At 68.1% G+C, this 21,122-nt stretch carries 20 protein-coding genes and 1 pseudogene; 9 read left to right on the top strand and 12 right to left on the bottom strand.

Features of this window, described 5'->3' with window-relative positions; genetic code table 11:
- Positions 1-14 precede the first annotated feature (14 nt).
- From ACTJKY_RS18525 to ACTJKY_RS18535, 3 genes are all read right to left on the bottom strand, one after another.
- Positions 15-1,385, bottom strand: a complete 1,371-nt coding sequence (locus ACTJKY_RS18525) for a DUF1501 domain-containing protein (RefSeq protein ID WP_440847571.1) — start codon at positions 1,383-1,385, stop codon at positions 15-17.
- Positions 1,386-1,396: 11 nt separating this feature from the next.
- Positions 1,397-3,040: a DUF1800 family protein gene (locus tag ACTJKY_RS18530; protein ID WP_440847616.1), complete on the bottom strand. Its 1,644-nt coding sequence runs from the start codon at positions 3,038-3,040 to the stop codon at positions 1,397-1,399.
- 139 nt (positions 3,041-3,179) lie between these two features.
- Positions 3,180-3,563, bottom strand: a complete 384-nt coding sequence (locus ACTJKY_RS18535) for a TlpA family protein disulfide reductase (RefSeq protein WP_440847572.1) — start codon at positions 3,561-3,563, stop codon at positions 3,180-3,182.
- 102 nt (positions 3,564-3,665) lie between these two features.
- Here ACTJKY_RS18535 and ACTJKY_RS18540 point away from each other — a divergent pair, with 102 nt between their 5' ends.
- Positions 3,666-5,636, top strand: a complete 1,971-nt coding sequence (locus ACTJKY_RS18540; RefSeq protein WP_440847573.1) for an energy transducer TonB — start codon at positions 3,666-3,668, stop codon at positions 5,634-5,636.
- A 19-nt stretch (positions 5,637-5,655) separates the two neighbouring features.
- Here ACTJKY_RS18540 and ACTJKY_RS18545 read toward each other — a convergent pair whose 3' ends face one another.
- Complete coding sequence (locus ACTJKY_RS18545; RefSeq protein ID WP_440847574.1) at positions 5,656-6,636, bottom strand: SDR family oxidoreductase; 981 nt, start codon at positions 6,634-6,636, stop codon at positions 5,656-5,658.
- Between the two features lie 89 nt (positions 6,637-6,725).
- On the opposite strand from ACTJKY_RS18545, the gene ACTJKY_RS18550 reads away from it, so the two are divergent.
- Positions 6,726-7,820 (top strand): lactonase family protein, encoded by a 1,095-nt coding sequence (locus ACTJKY_RS18550; RefSeq protein WP_440847575.1) that lies wholly within the window; start codon positions 6,726-6,728, stop codon positions 7,818-7,820.
- On the opposite strand, the gene ACTJKY_RS18555 is transcribed toward ACTJKY_RS18550, so the two are convergent.
- A complete protein-coding gene (locus ACTJKY_RS18555; protein ID WP_440847576.1) occupies positions 7,791-9,287 on the bottom strand; it encodes a DUF4403 family protein in 1,497 nt (498 codons plus the stop codon). The genes ACTJKY_RS18550 and ACTJKY_RS18555 overlap by 30 nt on opposite strands.
- Before the next feature lie 207 nt (positions 9,288-9,494).
- Here ACTJKY_RS18555 and ACTJKY_RS18560 point away from each other — a divergent pair, with 207 nt between their 5' ends.
- The gene (locus tag ACTJKY_RS18560) at positions 9,495-10,700 is read left to right on the top strand and encodes an alginate export family protein (protein WP_440847577.1); all 1,206 of its coding nucleotides are present in this window, start codon (positions 9,495-9,497) and stop codon (positions 10,698-10,700) included.
- 104 nt (positions 10,701-10,804) lie between these two features.
- A complete protein-coding gene (locus ACTJKY_RS18565) occupies positions 10,805-11,623 on the top strand; it encodes a hydroxypyruvate isomerase family protein (protein ID WP_440847578.1) in 819 nt (272 codons plus the stop codon).
- 13 nt (positions 11,624-11,636) lie between these two features.
- On the opposite strand, the gene ACTJKY_RS18570 is transcribed toward ACTJKY_RS18565, so the two are convergent.
- The 4 genes from ACTJKY_RS18570 to ACTJKY_RS18585 form a co-directional block, all read right to left on the bottom strand.
- Positions 11,637-12,734 (bottom strand): alpha/beta hydrolase, encoded by a 1,098-nt coding sequence (locus tag ACTJKY_RS18570; RefSeq protein ID WP_440847579.1) that lies wholly within the window; start codon positions 12,732-12,734, stop codon positions 11,637-11,639.
- 676 nt (positions 12,735-13,410) lie between these two features.
- A complete protein-coding gene (locus ACTJKY_RS18575) occupies positions 13,411-13,911 on the bottom strand; it encodes a response regulator (protein WP_440847580.1) in 501 nt (166 codons plus the stop codon).
- A gap of 218 nt (positions 13,912-14,129) precedes the next feature.
- Positions 14,130-14,633: a DUF2141 domain-containing protein gene (locus tag ACTJKY_RS18580; protein WP_440847581.1), complete on the bottom strand. Its 504-nt coding sequence runs from the start codon at positions 14,631-14,633 to the stop codon at positions 14,130-14,132.
- Positions 14,634-14,663: 30 nt separating this feature from the next.
- Entirely contained in the window at positions 14,664-15,338 is a 675-nt protein-coding gene (locus tag ACTJKY_RS18585; RefSeq protein WP_440847582.1) for an outer membrane protein, read from the bottom strand.
- A gap of 162 nt (positions 15,339-15,500) precedes the next feature.
- Between ACTJKY_RS18585 and ACTJKY_RS18590 the strand changes: the two genes are divergently transcribed.
- Positions 15,501-16,190, top strand: coding sequence for a response regulator (locus tag ACTJKY_RS18590; protein ID WP_440847583.1), 690 nt, complete (start codon positions 15,501-15,503; stop codon positions 16,188-16,190).
- Entirely contained in the window at positions 16,175-17,326 is a 1,152-nt protein-coding gene (locus tag ACTJKY_RS18595) for a sensor histidine kinase (RefSeq protein ID WP_440847584.1), read from the top strand. Before ACTJKY_RS18590 ends, ACTJKY_RS18595 begins: the two co-directional genes overlap by 16 nt.
- 296 nt (positions 17,327-17,622) lie before the next feature.
- Here the strand turns inward: ACTJKY_RS18595 and ACTJKY_RS18600 are convergent, their stop codons facing one another.
- Positions 17,623-18,024, bottom strand: coding sequence for a nuclear transport factor 2 family protein (locus ACTJKY_RS18600; protein ID WP_440847585.1), 402 nt, complete (start codon positions 18,022-18,024; stop codon positions 17,623-17,625).
- 18 nt (positions 18,025-18,042) lie between these two features.
- On the opposite strand from ACTJKY_RS18600, the pseudogene ACTJKY_RS18605 reads away from it, so the two are divergent.
- Positions 18,043-18,087 (top strand): annotated as a pseudogene (locus ACTJKY_RS18605) (hypothetical protein); the annotation flags it as partial.
- 96 nt (positions 18,088-18,183) lie between these two features.
- Here ACTJKY_RS18605 and ACTJKY_RS18610 read toward each other — a convergent pair.
- Positions 18,184-18,735 (bottom strand): TetR/AcrR family transcriptional regulator, encoded by a 552-nt coding sequence (locus ACTJKY_RS18610; protein ID WP_440847586.1) that lies wholly within the window; start codon positions 18,733-18,735, stop codon positions 18,184-18,186.
- A 68-nt stretch (positions 18,736-18,803) separates the two neighbouring features.
- Here ACTJKY_RS18610 and ACTJKY_RS18615 point away from each other — a divergent pair, with 68 nt between their 5' ends.
- A complete protein-coding gene (locus tag ACTJKY_RS18615) occupies positions 18,804-19,493 on the top strand; it encodes a DUF1349 domain-containing protein (protein WP_440847587.1) in 690 nt (229 codons plus the stop codon).
- Between the two features lie 5 nt (positions 19,494-19,498).
- Positions 19,499-20,047 (top strand): sugar O-acetyltransferase, encoded by a 549-nt coding sequence (locus ACTJKY_RS18620; RefSeq protein ID WP_440847588.1) that lies wholly within the window; start codon positions 19,499-19,501, stop codon positions 20,045-20,047.
- A 325-nt stretch (positions 20,048-20,372) separates the two neighbouring features.
- On the opposite strand, the gene ACTJKY_RS18625 is transcribed toward ACTJKY_RS18620, so the two are convergent.
- The gene (locus ACTJKY_RS18625) at positions 20,373-21,098 is read right to left on the bottom strand and encodes an SDR family NAD(P)-dependent oxidoreductase (protein ID WP_440847589.1); all 726 of its coding nucleotides are present in this window, start codon (positions 21,096-21,098) and stop codon (positions 20,373-20,375) included.
- Between the last annotated feature and the right edge of the window lie 24 nt (positions 21,099-21,122).

Here is a 21,122-nt window from a genome sequence, read left to right on the forward strand (position 1 = left end):
AGGCCCCCCGGGTCTCAGGGCCTGAACAACGCCAGCGGCCCGCGCCCGGCGCTGCTCCAGGTCGACCAGTTGGGGAAGACATAGGGCATGTCGGCATCGGCGACGCCGTGCCAGCGGGCGATCGCGCCGAGATATTCCTCCTGCGCGAGGCCGGGCACGAAGCGACCTTCCTTGGTGATGTCGTCGGCGCCGCCCAGCACCGGATCGGGATAGCTGCCCAGCACCGCGCCGGGGGCGACGTCGCCGCCCATCACCAGATGGTTGCTGCCCCAGGCATGGTCGGTACCGCCCTGGCCGTTGCCGAGATAGGTGCGGCCGAAGTCGCTCATCGTGAAGCTGGTGACGTTGCCCGCCAGCCCGAGCGAGCCCATCGCCTTGTGGAAGCCGGCCATCGCCATGGCGAGGTCGCCGAGCAGATTGGCATGCAGCCCCACCGCCGTATTGCCGGTCTGCACCTGCCCGGCATGGGTGTCGAACCCGCCCTGGCTGACGAGGAAATTCTGCCGGGCGTGGCCGAGCGTACCGCGCGCCGCGATCATCCGCGCGACCACCATCAGCTGCCGCGCGAGATCGCTGGTCAGCGCCGCCCCGGTCGTCGGGTTGACGAAGAAGGCGTCGGTCGGCGCGGTGCCGACGAGGATGCCGTTGGCCGTCGCGGCCTGGTCGTAGTTGCGGGTCAGCGTCTGCGCCACGCCGTCGAGGACCGCGCTGCCGTCGCTATTGCTGCCGAGTGCGGTGATCGCGCTGTTCTTGGCGCTGCTGCCGGCGACGAAGCCGCTGCGGCCGGGGAGGCCGCCGGTACTCGGCAGGATCAGCGGGGTGGTCTGGCGGCCGAGCACCGCGACGGTCGAGCCCGCCACTGACATCACCGGCGGCAGCGAGCCTCCCGGCATCTTGTCGGCGATGCGGCCGAGAAAGCCGTCGCGGCTGGTCTCGCGGGCGCGCAGGCCCTGCCAATGATCCTGCTCGTCGGCATGGCTCATCAGATTGGCCGGGCGCAGATCGGTGCGCGACTGGTAGGTCGCCTTGGTCAGCGGCGCGAACAAGGTGCCGGCGTTGAGCACCAGCCCCAGCGAGCCTTCGTCCCACACCGGCCGCAGCGCCGCCATGGCGGGGTGGAGCGCATAGGCGCTGTTGGTCAGCGGAGTCAGCGCCGAACGCGCGATGCCGACGCTGCCGCGCGACGCCAGATAGGTGCTGTGCCGGGCATCGGTGGGAATCACCATGTTCCAGCCGTCATTGCCGCCGAACAGGAAGATGCCGACCATGGCGCGGTAGCTGCCGGTGGGCGCGGCGATGGCGGCGGTGCGGCCGAACTGGCCAAGGGCTGCGAGCGCGCCGGTGCCGGCAGTGAGGCGAACGAAATCGCGACGGGAAAGCGTCATGGGCAAATTCCTCAGCGATCGACCAGGAACATCGGGCTGGTCGCCGCGACATAGAGCATCATCTGTGCCCGCTTGCGGGCCTGCAGCTTGGGATCGGCATTGGTGATCGCCGTGCCTGCCGCCTTGAGTGCGTCGCGCTGGGTCTTGCTCAGCCCCTTGGCGAAGAGCAGCAGGTCGATGCGGTCGACCATCGCGTCGACATTGTCGCCGATCGCTTCCCAATCAGCCCAGACCGGCGCGGTGCCCGAGGTGCCCGGCAGCGTCGCCACCGCGGCATATTCGCTGCGGCCGGCGTCGCCGCTCACCGTCCAGTCATAGACCAGATTGTGCAGCCGCAGCTGGTTGGCGCTGGTCAGCAGCTTGGACGCCGGGCTGCGCAGCGTCGCGCTGCCGGGGAGCGGGAAGTCGTCCGGGTAGAAGTTGAACACCGAGGGCGCGCGCATCACCGGCTGGCCGAAGGTGCTGTCGCGGACCTGGAAGACATAGCCGTCGGTGGTGAAGCCGATCGCGCGGGCGAGGCTCGTCATCGCCAGCACCGGCTCCTTGAGCTTGCCCGGCGTGGAGAGCTGCGGGCCGCGCGCCTCGGCGTCCGTCAGAATCGCGCGGACCACCGCCTTGAGATCGCCGCGCACGCCGCTGCCATTGTTGGCGAACACCGCTGCGACCCGGCCGATATAGGCGGCCGAGGGGTTGGGCGTGACGAGATGGGTGATCAGGTGCCGCGCGACGAAGGGCGGCGTGGAGGCGTTGTTGAACGCCGCGTCCACCACCGCCGCCACGCTCGCCTGCTGCGCAGCACCCGCGGACACGACCGTGCCGAGGAAGCGCTTCTCGGCGCTGTCGTAGCGGGCCGGCGCCGGGATCATCGGCTGGGCATAGGCGACCGCCTGCCCGTCGTTCGCCGCGGCGCTGCCGACGCGGGCATAGGTCCAGCCGGTCAGCGCACGGGCGATGTCGCGAATATCGTCGGCGGTATAGTTGGGGATCGGGCCACCGCTCGCGTCGCGCTGAACGGTGCCGTCCATGCCGAGCTGGTCCGGGCCCATGGTGAACAGCTGGAGGAACTCGCGGGCGTAGTTCTCGGAAGGCGTGCCCTTGCGACTGTCCGCCATGTCGAGATAGTCGCCCATATAGGCGTTGAGCGTCACGGCCAGCAGCAGGTCGCGGTAATTGCCGAAGGCGCCCGTGAGGAACAGCTGGTTGAACGCGGCGATGCCCGCGGTCGAGCGCACGGCCGCCTCCGACGCGACGATCATCTGCGAGAGCGCGAATGCGACGCGCTGGCGCAGCTGATCGGGCGCGGTGATCGCATCGGCGTAGAAGCGCATTGCCACCGGCGTGCGGGTGAAGCGCTGGGTCGAGCAGGCGGTGTCGCCCGAGGCGCAGGAATCGGCGCGGACGTCGACGGCGAGATCGCTGTAGGTGCTCCCGGTCGCGGCGAACTGCTCGTCGAGCCAGCCATTGACGCCGAGCGTGCGGATGCGATCGACCAGCGCCGTCGTGGGGCCGAAGCTCGCCTGCTGGGCGAGACGCACGGAATCGTCGAGCGCTGTCGCCGCTACCGGGGCCGGCGCGGGGCTCGGCGGGGCAGCGACCAGGCCACCCGAAGAACCGCCGCCACCGCCGCCGCCGTCACAGGCGGCCAGCATGGCCATCGCCACGGCGGCCCCTGCCGCCAAGGCTCGTTTCGTTACGCTTGACACGCCCCCCGCTCCTTCGATCGCGCACTGGGAATGTCTTGGTTATTAAGAGGATAAGGTTAATTACCGGCTCGCGCTTATGGTTAAGCAGGGCTTACCGGCGGCAGGCGGCAACCATCGCCGCGGCACTGGTGGCGTCGAGCGCTTCGGGGTGACCGGCGCAGATTTGTGCCTCGCTATTCAGGGCGAGGCTGAAGGGCAGCCCAGCGCTTCGACGGGCGACTTCGGCCGCAAGGCGGCGCTGGATCGCGCGATCGGGCTGCCAGCGCTGCGCCAGCGGCACCCGCTCCAGCATTGCCCGCGTCGCGCGGCTGTCGTCGAAAGCTACCACCAGGATGCGATAGGGTTGCGCGCCACGGCCGATCGCCTCGAGTCGCGCCAGCTCGCCATGACAAGGCGCGCACCAGGAAGCGACGAACAGCAAAATGCTTTCGGGCGGTCCCATCGGTGCCGGCGCAGCACCGAACAAAAGGGACACGCACGCGATCCTGCCAAGTTGCTGGATCAATATACGCATCTTGCTCGACAATCCCGCCGCGTCATGATTTGAAGGCACTTCCTTTGGGGGAGGGGTAGCATAATGGCTTCGCTGATTCTCGCGCTTTTGCTCGCCGGTGGACAACAGGCCGCACCACCACCGTCGAGTACCGCGCCGACGCTGCAGCAACTGTTCGACGAGGCGACCAAGGCCGGCGCCGAAGGCCATTGCGCGGACGCGGTGAAGACGTTCGAGGCGATCGAGAAGAACGCCAAAGCAATGGCCAACCCCACCGTCCGCGCGGCGGTCGACGTCCGCAAGGGTTATTGCCTGGCGCAGCTCGAGCGTGCCGAGGAAGGCGAGGCGGCGATCCGTCGCGGCCTGCCGGTACTCGCCACGAAGGGCGCGGGCTTTGCCGAGGAAGTGCGCCAGGCGCATCTGGCATTGGGCCAGGTGGCCATGCTGCGCTTCGACTATAGCGGCGCGGCGGCCGAATATCGGCTGGCGCTGGACTCCGCCACCGGGACGGACCGGATCCGGCCGCTGATGCAGCTGAGCCAAGTCACGATGTTCGACCAGGACGGTGCGGCGATCGGCTACGCCGCCGAGGCGCGGAGCCTCGCGCTTGCCGATGCGAGCTTCGACAAAAGGGCGCGGGCAGCGGTGCAGACCCAATATGCCCGCGCGCTGCTCAACGCCGGACGGGCGCCCGAGGCCTATGCCGAGCTCAAGGACAGCCTGCGCAAGCAGGGCGGCCTGACGATGCGGGTCGACATGTCCGACGTCACCACACGCTCGGATCTGGCGATCGCCGCATGGCTGAACCACGATGCGGATTCGGCGCGCAACTATCTCGCCTATTCCGGCGCCGGGCGCTTCGACAAGTCGCCGTTCGAGCGCGCGCGCGACATGACGCTCCCCGCCTGCGGGGAGGAAACCGGCCTCAAGCCGGACGACATGGCGATCATCCAGTTCTCGCTCGCCGAGGACGGGCATGTCGCCGGGGTGCTGCCGATCTACGCGCCGGCAGGGCGGACGGCGGCCGTCGCATTCGCGCGCGAGGTCAGCGGCTGGTCCTGGGCGCCGGAAGACGCCCGCGCCATTCCGCCGCTATTCCGTCTCACCACGCGCATCGAGATGCGCTGCACCAACGCCGGCGAGCGCCCCGACCTTACCCAGCCGCTTGCCGCCGATGCCGCGGAGTGGCTGGAGAGCAAGGGCGTTGCCGACGCCGGCTGGAAGACGCTGCCCGACGCCAAGGCCGCGCCGCTCGAGCGCGCGGCACTGGCAGCTGCGCGGGCGAAGGGCGATCGGCCCGGCATGACCGCCGCTGCGCTCGCCCTGGTGAACAACAGCGTGGTGCGCGACGAAGAGCGGCGCCCGCTGGCGATCGAGGCGACCGCACTGGGCGAAGCGCTCGGCGCGCCGCCTGCGGTACGCGCCTATCTGGAACTGCAGAAGAGCGATCTCGCCTCCGGCCACCGCGAGCGCACGGCGGCGCGGCGCGCCCTGCTGGCACGGCCCGACTTCCAGAACGATCCCTTGGCGGCGGCGACGCTGCGATTGCTGATCGCAATGCCCGGCTTCCGCACGTCCGCGCCCTCCGACGCGGATGCGTTGCTTGCGGACGTGGTCACCGCGCCCGGCTTGCCCGATCGCCACCCGCTCAAGGTCGCGGCACTGCTCCAGCGGGCAAATCTGGCGGCGAAGAACGGCGACCTGGCCGCCGCCCAGCGCGCGTTCGGGCAGACCGGCCTCACCAGCCGCCAATGCGCGCTGCTCGGGCTCAAGCCCGCCGTCCGGAGCACGGGCGATCTCAGCAACGCCTTTCCCGATACGGCCCAGCGCCTCGGCTTCGAGGGCTGGGTGCGCACCGAGTTCGACGTCGCCACCGACGGCAAGACGATCGCGCCGCGCGTGGTGAGTTCCTACCCCGCCTTCGTGTTCGACGAAGCCGCCAGCGGCATGGCGAAGGGGCTGCGCTACACCAGCAGCTACCGGCCCGAAGACGGCGTCGCCTGCTCCGCACAGGATGCGCCGATCATCTTCCGCTTGAACCACATGCCGAAATGACGCCAGCGGCGCCGGCGGCTCACACCGCGCCGGTGCCGCCGTTCGCGCCGAACACGCTGCCGTCGGTATAGCTGAATTCGTTCGAGGCGAGCGCGACGTAGAGCGGCGCCAGCTCGGCGGGCTGACCGGCGCGGCCGAGCGGGGTGTCCTGGCCGAACTTGCCCATCTCGCCCGGCAGCTGACCGCCCGCGACCTGCAGCGGCGTCCAGATCGGCCCGGGTGCGACCGCGTTCACGCGGATGCCCTTCTTGGCCATCTGCTTGGCCAGCGCCTTGGTGAAGATCGCGATGCCGCCCTTGGTGGTGGCATAATCGAGCAGCTCCTTCTCGGGCGCGAAGCTGTTGACCGAGGCGGTGTTGATGATCGCCGAGCCCGGCTTCATCAGCGGCAGCGCGGTTTTGGTGATCCAGAACATCGCGTAGAGATTGGTCTTCATCGTGCGGTCGAACTGCTCGAAGCTGATCTCGTCGATCGACGCCTTCGACTGCTGATAGGCGGCGTTGTTGACCAGGATGTCGAGCCCGCCGAGCTGGCGGTTGGCGCGGCCGACCAGATCGACGCAGAAGCCTTGGTCGGTGAGGTCGCCGGGCAGCAGCACCACCTTGCGGCCTTCGCCGCGGAGCAGCTTGGCGACGTCTTGCGCGTCCGGCTCCTCGCTCGGGAAATAGTTGATCGCCACGTCGGCGCCCTCGCGCGCAAAGGCGATGGCGGCGGCTCGGCCGATACCGGAATCCCCGCCGGTCACCAGCGCCTTGCGACCAGTGAGTTTGCCCGAGCCGCGGTAGCTGCGCTCGCCGCAATCGGGCACCGGGTGCATCTCGCGCTGGAGCGCCGGCCATTTCTGGCGCTGCTCGGGGAAGGGCTTGTCGGTATATTTGGTCTGCGGATCGGGCGCCGGACCGCCGCTTGCGGCTTGCGCGAAGGCGGGTCCGGCGGCAGTAGCGGCACCGGCGGCGGCGGCACCTTTCAGAAGATCGCGGCGGCTTGGGTCTTCGGTCATGGCGCTGCTCCCTGTTGCATCGGGTTCAGCGCGCGAGATCGGCGAAGGTTCAGCGTTGACGGCAAGAAACCGAAAGGCTTCAATAGGATATGACTATCTCTGCATTCCCGCTGACGCGCCGCGCGCTGGTCGGCGCCAGCGTGGCGCTCGGCGCCTGCCCGACCGCGTCTTTCGCCCGCATCGCTAAGGGGCTCATCGCCGGCACCTATGCGAGTGAGGGCGGACCTGGCCTCGTGCTGCTCGTACCGGAGCCGGAGGGTTGGGTCGCGGCAGCCCCGATCCCGGAAATCCGCAATGCTTCGTTCGGCGTGCAGTCGGCGACAACGGAGATGCGCTACCTTCTAGACGAGCAGACGCGTGGGATGGTCGGGGTCTACACCGCTAGCCTCCACAAGCTCGCGGAGGTGTCGACGCTCGGGGCCGATCCTTGTCACGCCGCGCTTTCCGCAGATGGCCGCCACCTCGCGGTCGCCAATTACTCAAGCGGTTCGGTCGCGCTGTTCGATCTCGATCGCACCGGTCGTCTGGTCGGCGAGGCGCGCCGTATCCAGCATGAGGGCAGCGGCCCCAATCGCGAGCGCCAGACCGGCCCGCACGCCCATTGGGTCGGCTTTTCCGGCACCAACCAGCTGCACTCGGTCGATCTCGGCGCCGACGCGGTGTTCCTCCACCGCCTGGCGGCAGGCGGTGCGGTCGACACCAGCATCGCCTATCGCACCGAAGCGGGCGCCGGGCCGCGTCACATCGCGCGCCACCCGAAGCTGCCGATCGCCTATCTCGTCACCGAGCTCGCCAATACGGTAACCGTACTGCGCGCGCTGCCCGACGGCCGCTTCACCGGGCTGGCGACGCTCTCGACGCTGCCCAAGGGCTTCTCCGGCAACTCCGCCGCGGCGCACATCGCGGTAAACGCAGCAGGTACGCGGCTCTACATTTCCAACCGCGGGCATGACAGCGTCGCGGTGTTCGCGATCCAGCGCGACGGCGGGCTGACGCCGATCCAGCATGCCGGCAGCGGCGGGCATTGGCCGCGGCTGTTCCTGCTGCGCGAGGGCGATGGCGAGATGCTGGTCGCCAACGAGCGCTCGGGCAACATCGCCCGGCTGGCGATCGGCCCGGACGGGAAACTCGGCACCGCCGCCAAGGGCGTCGCGCTACCGGGCGTGGTGTTTCTCTCCGCCTGAGGTCGGGCTGGCGAGGCGCACGGTTGCCGTGCCTTCGGCCCGGACCGGCAGGTAGAGCCCCTGTCCCGAAGCCTGGAGCGTGCCCGTTCGGGTACGTTCCAGCTTGGCGTCGATGCGCAGCACGCCTTCGCGCCGGCTGGCGATCGCGCGGCTGACCTTGCCGAGCAGCTCGCCATAATCGCGCTCGAAATTCTGGGTGAGCGCGGCGGCGATGAAGCTGCTCATCCCCGGCGCGTTCATCAGCTGGAGGATCAGGTCGCCGCCGGTCATGTCCGTCGTGCCGCTGACGCCGAGATTCTGGAAGTCGACCTTGCGCGAATTGGGCAGGTTGACCGGCGTCGCGGTCAGCCACACCGTGCCCCGCGTCCGGCCGATCTTCCCCGCCACGTCCTCGGCCGAGAACAACAGCCCGACCGCCATCTGCCGGCCCTTGGTGCCGTAGATCGTCGCCTTTTCGAACTGCGCCCGTACCGGGCCCACGCCCGGCACGTCGAACGGCCGCGCCTGACGCTTGACCAGCGCCTTCATCAGCACCGGCTCCAGCTCGCGATAATCGGCGATCACGGGCAGGAACAGCGAGACCTTGCCGATCGAACCCTGCAACGGCTGCATCGGCGGCAGCGGGGTGGGGGCGGGATCGGCAGGCTTCTGGCCGATAAAGGTCTCAGTGGTCGCCTCCATGCCCAGCCGCAGCTCGAGCCGTTTGCCGGTGATGGCATAGCCGCCATAGCGTAGTTGCTTGGGCGTCACCCGCATCCATACCGGCGGATTCTCGCGGTTGAGCGACAGGGTGGTGAAGGCCGAGCGCCACGCCTCGTCGATCTTCTGGCGAACGCCGAGCTTCCGCAGCTCGCCCGGCAGCTCGCGCTCCAGCTTGGCGATCACCGGCGCCAGCTTCTGGTCGGCCTTGTCGGTGAACTCGATACGCTGGCCGAGAATCTCGACATGGGGGACGTTGGCCCAATCATAGTCGATGTCGATCTTGCCGCGCGGGTTCCAGTCCGGCCCGAGCGACAGCGTGATCACCGCATGTGCCATTGCGTCGGCGGTCGCGGTCTCGCGCTTCAGCACGCCGCCGATATCCTCGGCGCGGACCACCGCGTGGAGCGGCATCGCCAGCCGGATCACCTGGCCCTGCCCGCCGATCGTCATCCGCCCGCGCGTGACTTCGCCGACGATGCGGCACTTGATCGTCGGGGTCTTAAGCTTGGCGATACCGAGGTCGAGCTTCCTGGGCGGAACACAGGGCTGGTCGGGCTTGTCGATCGCCCAGAGCTGATGGGGGACGGCGCGCTCCAGCGTCGCGGCGAGATCGTCGAGATTGGCTTCCAGCGGCAAAGTGAGGGTGGAGAGCTCGGGCTTTACCTCTATCCTGTCCTTGGCGTGGGGCGGGGCGCCGCTGCCACGATTGCCCGAACAGGCCGCGAGCGCCAGCAGCAGCACCGCCGAAGTCCACCGCCCGCGCATGCATTTCCCCTTGTTGCCGATCCGGAACAAGGCAGCAGAACCGCCGGGACCGGTAATCCGTTCCGGGTGCGGCCGGCATCGTTGATCGGACCGAGAAACGTGGCTTCTGCACGACCTTGACCTGCACCGCGGGGATCGGACAAACTTTGTAACTGGGAGCGGGGCGAAGGGGCCGCTAGCGCCGCTGTCTCTTGCAAGGGGGGATGCATGCGTTTCTGGATCACCACCGCGACGACGCTTGCGGCCGCAGCGCCAGCATGCGCGCAAGAGATCGCCATCAAGCCAATGATCGAGGCGCGTGCCCGCTACGAGCATCTCGACCAGGCCGATTTCGCCACTGCCGCCGATGCGGTGACGATCCGTGTCCGCGCCGGCGCGGAGGTGACCCGCGGCCGCTGGGTCGCGCTGGGCGAGGCGCAGGGGAATCTTGCGGTGGTCGGCACCTATTATGACGGGCTGCACGGCCCGGCCAACCGCCCGACGATCGGCGATCCGGAAAATGTCGCGATCTACCGTGCCCAGCTGCAATATCGCTCTGCCCCGCTGACCGTCACCGCCGGGCGCCAGCGGATCGCCCTGGACGACGAGCGCTTCGTCGGCGGCGCGCAGATCCGCAACAACGCCCAGACCTTCGATGCCGTCCGCACCGAGATCGTGCCGGTGAAGGGCCTCAAGCTCGACGTCACCTATGCCTGGGACGTACGCACCATCTGGGGCAGCGATGGGCGCGGCCCCCGCCAGCGCGGGGTGGGCGGCCATAATGTCTTCGCCAATGCCGGTGCCGCGACGCCGCTCGGCACGCTGACCGGCTTCGCCTATCTGGTCGATCAGGACGAGGCCGAAGTGCAGGGCTTCCGCCTCTCCAGCCAGAGCTATGGCGTGCGCCTGGCCGGTACCCGCGCGATCGGGCCCCAGGCGAGGCTGCGCTACCAGCTGAGCTGGGCCCGCCAGTCCGACTATCATCACAATCCCACCCGCTACCAGGCAGATTACTGGCTGGCCGACGCGGCGCTGGATGTGCGCGGCTGGACGCTCAACACCGGCTATGAAGTGCTGGGGGCCGATGGCGGGCGAGCGCTCACCAGCTTCCAGACGCCGCTCGGCAGCGTGTTCAAGTTCCAGGGCTGGGCCGACAAGCTGACGGTCACCCCGCCGAACGGCGTGCGCGATTTCTATGCGGGCGGCGGTTATGGCTGGAAGAAGCTGGGGCGGATCGACGCACTGTCGCTGCAGGCGGTGTGGCACCGCTACCAGAGCGACCGGCTGAACCAGCATTATGGCGACGAGTGGAACCTGCTCGCCACCGCCAAGCTGCGCAAGACGCAGCTCTCAGCCCGCTATGCGCGCTACGAGGCGGACCGTTTCGCCGCGGATACCAGCCGTTTCTGGCTACAGCTCGACTGGACCTATTGAGCCGATTGCGGCGAGCCCCGGGGCGGGGGTGACAAATCGCACGCAGCGCCTATCGTCGGGCACAAACGAGGAGAGGGATGGCAATGATCACACGGCGCGGACTGATGGCTTCGTCCCTCGCGACCTGGGCGGCGTCGGCCATGCCCGCACTTGCAGCACCGGCCGGTCGGCTCAAACAGTCGGTGAGCCGCTGGTGCTACCAGGACATCCCGCTCGACCAGCTCTGCGCCGCCGCCGCCAAGATGGGCCTGCAGGGCATCGATCTGCTCGAACCCGCCGATTATGAGATCCCGCGCCGCTACGGCCTGCGCTGCACCATGGGCTATGCCGCTCCGGGCATGACCATCGCGCACGGACTCAACCGTCGCGAGCACCACGACGCCTTCGAACAGGCGTTCCGCATCGGCATCCCGCAAGCGGCCAAGGCGGGCGTGCCGAACGTGATCTCCTTTTCCGGCAACCGCCAGGGCATGTCCGACGCGGAAGGGGCGGAGAACACCATCGCCGGGCTCAAGCGGCTCAAGCCGATCGCCGAGGATCACGGCGTGACGATCTGCGTCGAACTGCTCAACAGCAAGCGCGATCACCATGATTACATGGCGGACCATACTGCCTGGGGCGTGCAGGTCGCCAAGGAAGTCGGCTCGCCCCGGGTGAAGCTGCTCTACGACATCTACCACATGCAGATCATGGAGGGCGACCTGATCGCCACGATCCGCGAGAGCCTGCCCTGGATCGGCCATTTCCATACCGGCGGGGTGCCCGGCCGCCACAATCTCGACGACAGCCAGGAGGTCAATTGGCACGCCGTGGCGAAGAGCATCGCCGATCTCGGCTTCCAGGGCTATTTCGCGCACGAGTTCATGCCGACCGGCGATCCACTGACCGCGCTCGCGCAGGCAATACGCACCTGCACGGTCTGAGCGCTCCCGCCGTCTAGCGGGACGCCGTCGACCGCTGCGGCGCCCCGATCGTCCGATCGAGCCAGTCTCCCACCAGCGCCACCAGCCGGGGCGACCCGGCATTGGGGCCGAGCTCGGCGACCTCCTCTTCGTTCCCTGTCACTGCACCTTCCTGGAACCAGTGGCTGAGGCCCTCGAGCACCACCACCGTGGCGCGCGGATTCCCGGCAAGCGCCTTCCGCGCGGCGGCCGCCTCGACCGACGCGACGACCAGCGGATCCTTCGCGCCGAAAACGGCCAGTACGGGAACATGGAGCGCCTTCAGGTCGGACGCCGAGCGCATTTTGTGCGCCTCCCAGGCCTCTTCGCGGTCGATCATCGCCAGCGCGCCTTCCGCCGCCGGGCGCGGAAAGCCCGCCGCCTCGAACCGCTCGACCAGCGCGGTGCGGAGCCGTGCGATCGTCGCCGGGTCCCGGCGGTCGGCCCGCGCCTGCAACAGCGTCATGGCCGCGTCGGCGGCCGGGATTGCGGTGGCGTCCGCCCGGCCGGCGGCGCGCATCTGGTTGAGGATCGCCTGCCGAAGATAAGGCAGCCCGTCCCCAACCGAGCCGGCAAGGGTGACGACCGCCGCGATGCCCGGATCGGCCGCCGCGACCGCAGGCGCGATCACCCCGCCCTGGCTGTGGCCGATCAGCGCGATGCGGCGCCCGTCGATCGCCGGGTTGCGGCGCATCGCCGCCACCGCCGCTGCCGCATCGGCGGTCAGCCGCTCGATATCCTCCTTGTATGTGCCGGTCGACTGGCCGACGCCGCGCTTGTCATATTCCAGCGCCGCGATGCCGTGCTCGGTCAGGCGCCGAAGGATCGCGTCGAACCCGCGGCGGCCATTGGGCCCGTGCCCCTGGAGCACGATTGCCAGTGGATAGGGCGCATGGCCATGACCGGCGGGCAGGTGCAGTGTGCCTGCCAAGGTCACGCCGGGTTCGGAGGTGATGCGGATCTCGGTGGCAGTTTCCCATGGGCGCTCGCTGGCGACGGATTGGGCAGCAGCATGCCCCGCCATCAGCAGGGCAAGAACGGCAGCCGTCGGCCGCAGGAAGCTCGCCAGTATCGTCATCGCCGTGCTTGCCATTCGGGCCTCCCGAGGAACCGAGGATGAGGCTGGAAGCGAGGTGGTACGGTGTCGATCAGGGGAGTCTGCGCGCTCCACCGTCGCGCGTTCGATCGCGGGGACGGCTGCGGGCAGCGAGGTTGCCGTCCGGTTCAGTGCGAAACCGGCACTGCCCAGCGGCACGTCAGCACCTGCGGGGAAAGGGCGAGGGCGCAGCATATCCCATATACTACATATGTAGATTCAATCGTCAATGCGCTCGCGGTCCATGGCACCGCGGCGGCGAAATCATCAAGCGGCTGAACACCGCATCCACTTGTTGACGCCAGTTAGAATAGGCACATTCCGCAGCAAGATAGAAATGGCACAAGGCCGTTGGCAGCGGGGACTGCGTGGAGGCCTCTACATAGCGCAGTGATGTCCCAACCACCCATCTCCTGACGACGAACCCGCTGCGCGAGCAGCGGGTCCGGTCACACCGCCTCGACCGCCGGTGCTCGCGCTATCGGGTACGGTGAAGACGCAAGCCTCGGCCGAAAAGGCGGACAGGCGGCTCGTCCCCAGTGACGTCATTTCATGGCAGCGGTTTGCCGAGACAATGCCGGCTCGCACAAGGCTCAAATGATGGTATTCAACTCTTGATCTATAGCGGGTTAAGCATGCATTCTGCACCTCGATAATGTGCCGAACGGCGACGTCAGAGGGCCGTGCTAGCCTCGTTGATCAGGGTGGAGATCGCAGCCAGGAGTTGTGCCGGAGCAAACGGCTTTTGAACCAAAATGCTTTTGGGAACTCCTTGAGCCGACCATTCTTCCGCGCTCTCGGCCGTCATATAGACGACAGGCATCGTAGGTTTAAGCTCTCGTGCGCGACGCGCAACGTCCCACCCTGTTGAACCGGAACCAAGGCGTACGTCAGTCACCAACCCCGCGATGGCATCTGCATCAGTTTCGAGCGCTCTGATAGCATCCTGGGCGTTACTTGCGTCAAGGACCTCAAATCCTCCGTCCTGCAGCGTATCTTGAGCGTTCATGAGAAGCATCGGTTCATCCTCCACCAGCAGTACAAGAATTACATTAGTCATTATATGTGCTTCTTTCATGATATCTGCAGGTGTTAACGCGATGACCGCGCGTTCATTCTGGTCGCGCTCCTGAAGTAGCTGAAGTGCTGCAGCCGCAGCAGTTAGGGATACCACTCTTGATCTACATCACATGCGGTGTGAGCACAGGTCAACGGGCGCACGCGCAACGATCGCTATCGGGTGGGACGTCGACGGCGGCCTTGGCCGAAAAAACGAACAGGCCGATCTCGTGCCGAGCGGGAACGGCCGTTGCGGGCGGAGCGCGCAATCCGCGTTGCGACAAAAGGGGCGTCGTGCCGCTGCGCGCGCCACCCCTTTCATCGTTCCAGACCTTAACGATCGGGGCCGAAGCCGGCCAGGCCGCGCAGATACTGCATGGTCAGCCTGACCTCGGCGCCGGCCGGACCGACGCGGACGCGGGTTTCCTCGATGCGCGGGCGGCGGCGACCCAGCTTCGCGTTGCCCGGTAAGCCAAGCCCGTCCTTGCTGACGGCGAACTTCGCCGTCGCATCGCGGTCATGCGTCACCAGCAGCGAATAGTCGCCTGCCGCCGGCGCAGCGATGCAGCCCTCGGCGCTGCCGTCGAGCGAGGGCGTGACCCAGCGCCGGGCGATCGCGCTGGGATGCTGCTGGTCCCGGGTATCGCCCGAGAGGAAGGTCTGGTCGCCGGCGGCGAACAGTTCGATCAGCACCAGCCCGCCGCCGCTCTTCAGGCCGCTCGCCTGGACATGCACCGGGAAGCGGGTGCCCGGGGCGCAGGCACCGTCTTGCGTTGCGGACGGGGCCTGGATCGGGGTGCTCAGGGCGCCGAGCAGCGCCATGATGGTCGTGAACATCTTGCTGTGTCTCCGAGGGAGGGTGATGGATCAGAAGCGGTAGCGCAGGCCGACATTGCCCGAGATGCCGTTGAGCTGCGGTTCGAAGCGCCTCGCGGCACCCGCATTTTGGCCGTTGAACGCGAGGCTGCTGATCCGCGAATAACGTGCGCCCACCTCCAGCGTGGCCTTCGGCGTCACGCGGATGCCGAGGCCGGCATCGGCATGCCAGAGCATGCCCCAGTCCTTGCCGGCATAGCTGCTTCCGATGCCGGTCGCAGCGTTGATCCGCGACATGCGCGCATCCACCCGCGCCACGCCGATGCCGCCGCCGACATAGGGCTGGAACAGCGTGCCGAGCGGAATGTCGACATAGCCGTTGATCGTGGCGCTCAGCATCTTCGCGCGGCCATCCGCCAGGAAGCCGCCGGTCTCGGCGCGATCGCGGTTGAGCTTGAGGTCGGTATAGCCGATCGTCTGCTCCAGGCGGAACATGCCGAACGCATAGCCGCCGCCGATCTCGCCGGTGATGCCGGTGCGGTACTTGGTGTTGTCGTTGATGGTCGCGGTCGGCAGACCGTTGCGGTCGAGCTTCTGGTCGGGCTGGATCACGCCGCCGGCGCGCACCACCGCATAGATGCCCTTGCTGCTGTCCTGCGCGTGGACCGGCAGCACCCAGAAGGTGGCCAGGCCCTCAAGCAGGGCGATCGATAGGTGACGCAACATGACCGAACTTCCTCTTGCATCGCCGGCAGGGGCGCCGGCTCCGCAGCAGCAGCTAGGCCCGCGCCGTCCAGAGCCGATCCGCGAACGATGGAGAAACGATCGAGCCGCTCTCGATGCTTTCTCAACACTGCCGTGCGAGAGCGTTGGCAGAGAGGCTGACCGATGACCGACCGAATCCTGATCGTGGAAGACGAGCGCGAGATCGCCGAGATCCTGACGCTCTATGTGGAAAATGCCGGGTTCGAGGTGGCGCGCGCCACCAGCTTTCAGGAGGCGGTGCGCCAGCATGCCCAGTTTCAGCCGGACCTGATGCTGCTCGACATCGGCCTGCCCGGCGGCGACGGGCTCGACGTGCTCGGCTCGGTGCGGCGGCGCGTCGACACGCCGGTGATCATGGTCACTGCGGTCGACGACGAAGTGACCAAGCTTTCGTCGCTGCGGATCGGCGCCGACGATTACGTGGTGAAGCCGTTCAACCCTTCCGAAGTGGTCGAGCGGATCCGCGCGGTGCTGCGGCGGACCCGCGGCGCGCGGGTCCGCCGCCTGCTAAGCGTCGGGCATATCGAGATCGATCTGGACGCACGCACCGCGACCTGCGGGCCGCCGGGCAAGCGGACGCGCCTGCCGCTCACCCCCAGCGAGTTCGGCATCCTCGCCCATCTCGCCACCAGCCCGCGCCGCGCCTTTTCGCGCGCCGAGCTGCTCGAGGCGGTGGCGCCGGACAGCGACGCCTATGACCGGGTGGTCGACAGCCATGTCTCCAACCTGCGCCAGAAGCTCGCGGCGGTGGGCTGCGCCGACGTGATCGAGCCCGTGCGCGGCATCGGCTACCGGCTATGGGCCGAGCCTTGAACAGCATCGTCGCGCGGATGCTGGCGCTGGCCGGCATCATGACCACGATCACCATGGCGGTGGGCCTCGCCGCCTATTTCGGCGCGGCCTATTTCCAGCTGCAGGTGATGCTGCGCCACATGCCGCCGCCGGCGCGCGCCGAAATGACGGCGCTGATCGCGCACGGCGAGAAGGCCAGCCCGCGCTATTTCGAGCTGTTCGAACGCTATGGCGCCCAGACGATCGACCTGAGCGACGCCGGCTTCATGCTGTGCATCGCGGTCATCTCGGTGCTGGCGGGCGGCATCGTCGCGGTGCTGCTCGCACGCCGGATCAGCCGGCCGATCATCGCGGTCGCGGAGGCAGCTGCGGCGGTGGCGGCGGGCGATCGCGCGGTGCGGGTGGCGCAGCAAGGCGGCTCCAGCGAAGTCGGGGTGCTGATCGCGAGCTTCAATCGCATGGCCGCCGACATCGAGGCCTACGAACGCGAGCGCACCGTGTTCACCGCCGGGGTCACGCATGAACTGCGCACGCCGCTGACGATCCTGAAAGGGCGGCTGCACGGCATCGCCGACGGGATGGTGCCTGCGACCCCGGCCGAGGCCGAACGGCTGCTGCGCCAGACCGAACATCTCGGCCGCATCGTCGAGGACCTGAAGACGCTGGCCCATGCCGACGCGGGCGAGCTGGCGCTGGACCGCCGCTCCATCGCCGTCGACGATGTGCTGCGCGTCTGCGTGGCTGATCTGCGGGCGAGCGCCGCGGTGGGGCAGGTGGGCTTCGTCGAGGCCTATGCCGGGGGCAGGGTGCTGGGCGATTCGGTGCGGCTCAGCCAGATTTTCCTCAACCTGCTGACCAACGCGATCAAGCATGCGCCTGCCGGCAGCGATATCGAGATCCGCAGCTTCACCCATGGCGGGCTGTGCAGCGTCGCCGTCGTCGATGCGGGCAGCGGCTTTCTGAAGGGAGATGCGGAGCGGATGTTCATGCCGTTCTGGCGCGCCGCCAAAGACAAGCTGGACGGGCATCCGGGCAGCGGGCTGGGGCTCGCCTTGGCCTTCAGGCTGGCCGAGGCGCACGGCGGCACGATCGTGGCGGAAAACCGCAGCGATCGTTCGGGCGCGGTCTTTCGTGTCGATCTGCCGCTCGGCCGGTAGGCGGAGGGCCGGCCGCTATCCCTTGGGTACGCCCCCGTATTCCGGCGCCTTTGCCGGTCAGCGCACGGGTGAAGACGCCGGTACCCGGTCCCAGCTCGAGGATCGGCCCGGTCGCGGCCGAAACCTCGCGGGTCATCGCCGCCGCCAGCCGCAGGGGCGCTGCGAGCCACGCCTTGAAAAAGGCGAAGCATTCGGATGGATGGCGAGGGGCGCCGCCGAGAGCGGGTGCCGACCCCGCCACCGCCGCGCCTGCTTCGGTGGCGGACACGGGCGTGGCAGGGGCTGCCGACATGGCCTTATGCCGCCCCGGCTTCAGACGCGGCGGCCATGCGGCGCGCGGCCTCGGCACCGGGCTTCGCGACGACGTCCGCCGGGCGGAGCATGACGACGAGGTCGACCATCTTCCCCGACGCGTCGAAGCGCACCAGATTGATGCCGAACAGCCTATCCTCCCCCACGCGCGCGGTGAACTCGAGCGCGGTGCCCTCCGGCCCGTCGAATCGGCGGAGATACTGGAAATCCTCGAAGATGCTGAACACCAGCCGGAGCACGCCGACCAGTGCCTCCTTGCCCCGGTAGGGCTCCAGCTGAGCCGGATTGTAGTAGGTGACGTCCCCGGTGACCAGCGCGGGGAGGGCATCCCAGTCGCGTCCGTCCAGCTCACCCTGGACGCCGTGCGCGCGGCGCTGGCGGACCATTATCTGCGAAAGACCGCGATGGCGAATGCGGAGATCGCGCTGCTGCTCGGCTTCGAGGATGCCAATTCGTTCGTGCGCGCCTTCCGGATATGGACGGGGACGACGCCGCAGGCCGTGCGGCGCGAGGCCATGGCCTGCAGCGCCGGGTGCGGCGCGCGTTCATCCGCCGGCGATACGCTCGACGATCTCGCGGATCGCGACGCGGTCCAGCGGTGCCTGGTCGATCGAGTTGTGAATGCCGATCCCTTCCACCAGCGCATCGAGCGCGCGCGCGGTCAGCGGATCGAAGAACCGGCCAAGCGCGGCCCGGCTGCTGTCCATCCATTGCTGCATCACCGCGCTGACCGGCGGGTGCCGCGCGGCGAAGGCGTAGAGCTCGTAGCTGAGCAGCAGGGTACGGGGCTCGGCCCAGATCGATTCCGCGATGATGTCGATCACCGCTTCGCGCGCGCTGGCCTGGTCCGGCGCCCGTTCCAGCCGCGCGCGGAACGCGGCGGAGGAGTGCGCGGCGAGTTGCAGGAATGCCTCGGTCAGCAAGGCTTCGAGCGACGTGAAATAATAGGTGACCGATCCCAGCGGGACGCCCGCCGCCGTCGCGATCCGGCGGTGGGTGGTCGCCGCGACGCCGACATCGGCGATCACCGCCTGCGCGGCATCGACGATCCGTTGCCGCCGCGAAGGATCGTTCCGCTTGCCCGTGCCGTCCGTCATCGATTCCCTCTGGCGCTCGATTGTGTACATTTGTACATATCAGCCAAGCGATTTGAAAGGCAGACTGCATGACCGACAATTCGATGACCCGCCGCACCATCCTCGGCGGTGCGGCCGCGCTGGCAGTGACCGCGTCCGGCAGCGGCGCGCTGGCGCAGGCGGCGGGGAAGCCGGTCCTCGGCCGCCGCGACGGCCGGTGGCTGAACGAGCCCAAAAGCTGGTCGGTCGATTCCGCCGGCGACCTCTCGCTTGTCACCGACAAGGGTTCGGACTTCTGGCGAGAGACGCATTACGGGTTCACGCGCGACAGCGGTCATTTCCTCGGCTTTCCGACGGGGGATGCGTTCACTGCCCAACTGCGCATCCGCGGCCAATATGAAAAGCTCTATGATCAGGCCGGCATCATGGTCCGCGTCGACGAGCGTCGCTGGGTCAAGGCGGGGATCGAGCTGTCCGACGGGCGCGCGATGCTGAGCAGCGTGCTCACCGACGGCAAGTCCGATTGGTCGACCGGTCCCTATGAGAGCGATCCCCGGGATTTCTGGATGCGCGCCACGGTCGCCAAGGGCGTGTTGCGGCTCCAGGTTTCAGCGGATGGCAAGAGCTGGCCGCTGGTTCGGCTCGCGCCGTTCCCGGTGGCGACGGGCTATCAGGTAGGACCGATGTCCTGCACGCCGGAGCGCAGCGGGCTGGCGATCCGCTTCTCCGATCTGCAGATCACCGCGCCGCTGGGCAAGGACCTGCACGATCTGAGCTGATGGTCATGACCCAGAAGCAACGCATGCTCGCCGGCAAGCTCTACCGCGCGGACGATCCCGAACTGGTGGCGGACGCCGCGCGGGCGACAGCGTGGATGGCGCGCTACAACGGCGCCACCACCGCCGATGCCGCCGCCCGGTATGCCCTTCTGAAGGAAGGGCTTGGGGCGGCCGGCGCGGGGGCGGTCGTGCGGTCGCCGTTCCACTGCGACTATGGATACAACATCCATCTCGAGGACGGCGTGTTCCTCAACTTCGGCTGCATTATTCTGGACGTGGTCGCCGTGCGGATCGGCGCTGGGGCCTTGATTGGCCCCGGGGTGCAGATCCTAACCGCGGACCATCCGCGCGACCCGGCTACGCGCGGCCAGATGCTCGAATGCGGACGCCCGGTCACGATCGGACGGAATGTGTGGATCGGCGGTGGCGCACTGGTCCTGCCCGGCGTGGCGATCGGGGACGACGCGATCGTCGGCGCCGGCAGCGTCGTCACCCGCGACGTGCCGGCGGGAATTACCGTCGCCGGCAATCCCGCTCGAAGTTTACGGCCGTAGCTGTCCTGCTGGTCCGCCACCATGCCGCTCGTCGAGATCCATATGTCGATAGTGGCCCATGCTGCGAAACCCTCAAGCGGCTGAACACCGGAGATTACCTAGGTTTTTGCACTTCAATTTGGGATGCGCCCCCGCACGGACATGTTGCCGCCAGTTAGAAAAGGCACATTCTGCTGCGAGATAGAAATGGCACAAACGCGGTTGGCAGCGGGGGCTGCGTGGAGCCCTCCTCATAGCGCAGCGCTGGCCCCGCTGATGCCCCAAACTCCCGGCTCCTGACCCCGGATCCGCTGCGCAGGCAGCGGGCCCGGTCACACCGGCTCGGCTATCCAGCTCGTGCTATCGGGTAGCTCACCTCGAGCGCGCCCTCGGCGGCGGCGTCCCACAGCATCTGCGCCAGAACGTTGGGGTCGGCCTCAGGGATGGTCACGCCCGGCGGGGTGTCGAGCTTGACCGCGCCGGATTGGATTGCCTGGTGGGATTCGCTGTTCTGGATGATCGCGGTGATCGTCACGATGCCGACGCGGATGCCCTCGCCGGCGACCTCGACGTGCAGCGACTGAAGGTAGTTGCGCGTCGCCGCCATTGCAGGTCCAGGCCCGCTCATGAACGGGAAGCCATGCGCTGCCGAGCCGCCGAAGCCGACGAGGATCGCGCCCGCGCCGCGTTCTCGCATCTCGGGAAGCACCTGGTTCACGACGGCGAGGAACGAGAAGTACCACAGCTCCATTCGAGGGCGCGCGATCTCGGGGGTCAGCGCCATCGCGGGGGTGAAGCTGCCGCCGCCTTCGGGCGCGAAATAGATCGCGTCGATCGAACCGGTGGTCGTGCGGATCGTGTCGATCAGCGCCGGGATCTCGCTTGTCTTCGTAAGATCAGCAGGGAAGGCGTCGGCGCTGATCCCGGCGTCGCGGAGCTGCGCGGCAAAACTTTCGAGCCGTTCAGCTCGGCGCGCGATCAGCGCGACACGGTAGCCCTCACGCCCGAAGCGACGTGCGACCGAGATGCCAAGGCCGCTGCCGGCCCCGAAGATAACGATGGTCTTGCTCATGATGTTGGTGGTTCCTGACTTGCG

Source organism: Sphingomonas sp. 22176 (assembly GCF_052045505.1).
Taxonomy (GTDB): Bacteria; Pseudomonadota; Alphaproteobacteria; order Sphingomonadales; family Sphingomonadaceae; genus Sphingomonas.

Bases quoted from the DNA above. Each gene is read 5' to 3' on its own strand.
- ACTJKY_RS18525 (WP_440847571.1), bottom strand. From the start codon at position 1,385: ATGACGCTTTCCCGTCGCGATTTCGTTCGCCTCACTGCCGGCACCGGC.
- ACTJKY_RS18530 (WP_440847616.1), bottom strand. From the start codon at position 3,040: ATGGCCATGCTGGCCGCCTGTGACGGCGGCGGCGGTGGCGGCGGTTCT.
- ACTJKY_RS18540 (WP_440847573.1), top strand. From the start codon at position 3,666: ATGGCTTCGCTGATTCTCGCGCTTTTGCTCGCCGGTGGACAACAGGCC.
- ACTJKY_RS18545 (WP_440847574.1), bottom strand. From the start codon at position 6,636: ATGACCGAAGACCCAAGCCGCCGCGATCTTCTGAAAGGTGCCGCCGCC.
- ACTJKY_RS18550 (WP_440847575.1), top strand. From the start codon at position 6,726: ATGACTATCTCTGCATTCCCGCTGACGCGCCGCGCGCTGGTCGGCGCC.
- ACTJKY_RS18555 (WP_440847576.1), bottom strand. From the start codon at position 9,287: ATGCGCGGGCGGTGGACTTCGGCGGTGCTGCTGCTGGCGCTCGCGGCC.
- ACTJKY_RS18560 (WP_440847577.1), top strand. From the start codon at position 9,495: ATGCGTTTCTGGATCACCACCGCGACGACGCTTGCGGCCGCAGCGCCA.
- ACTJKY_RS18565 (WP_440847578.1), top strand. From the start codon at position 10,805: ATGGCTTCGTCCCTCGCGACCTGGGCGGCGTCGGCCATGCCCGCACTT.
- ACTJKY_RS18570 (WP_440847579.1), bottom strand. From the start codon at position 12,734: ATGGCAAGCACGGCGATGACGATACTGGCGAGCTTCCTGCGGCCGACG.
- ACTJKY_RS18580 (WP_440847581.1), bottom strand. From the start codon at position 14,633: ATGTTCACGACCATCATGGCGCTGCTCGGCGCCCTGAGCACCCCGATC.
- ACTJKY_RS18585 (WP_440847582.1), bottom strand. From the start codon at position 15,338: ATGTTGCGTCACCTATCGATCGCCCTGCTTGAGGGCCTGGCCACCTTC.
- ACTJKY_RS18590 (WP_440847583.1), top strand. From the start codon at position 15,501: ATGACCGACCGAATCCTGATCGTGGAAGACGAGCGCGAGATCGCCGAG.
- ACTJKY_RS18595 (WP_440847584.1), top strand. From the start codon at position 16,175: ATGGGCCGAGCCTTGAACAGCATCGTCGCGCGGATGCTGGCGCTGGCC.
- ACTJKY_RS18600 (WP_440847585.1), bottom strand. From the start codon at position 18,024: ATGGTCCGCCAGCGCCGCGCGCACGGCGTCCAGGGTGAGCTGGACGGA.
- ACTJKY_RS18610 (WP_440847586.1), bottom strand. From the start codon at position 18,735: ATGACGGACGGCACGGGCAAGCGGAACGATCCTTCGCGGCGGCAACGG.
- ACTJKY_RS18615 (WP_440847587.1), top strand. From the start codon at position 18,804: ATGACCGACAATTCGATGACCCGCCGCACCATCCTCGGCGGTGCGGCC.
- ACTJKY_RS18620 (WP_440847588.1), top strand. From the start codon at position 19,499: ATGACCCAGAAGCAACGCATGCTCGCCGGCAAGCTCTACCGCGCGGAC.
- ACTJKY_RS18625 (WP_440847589.1), bottom strand. From the start codon at position 21,098: ATGAGCAAGACCATCGTTATCTTCGGGGCCGGCAGCGGCCTTGGCATC.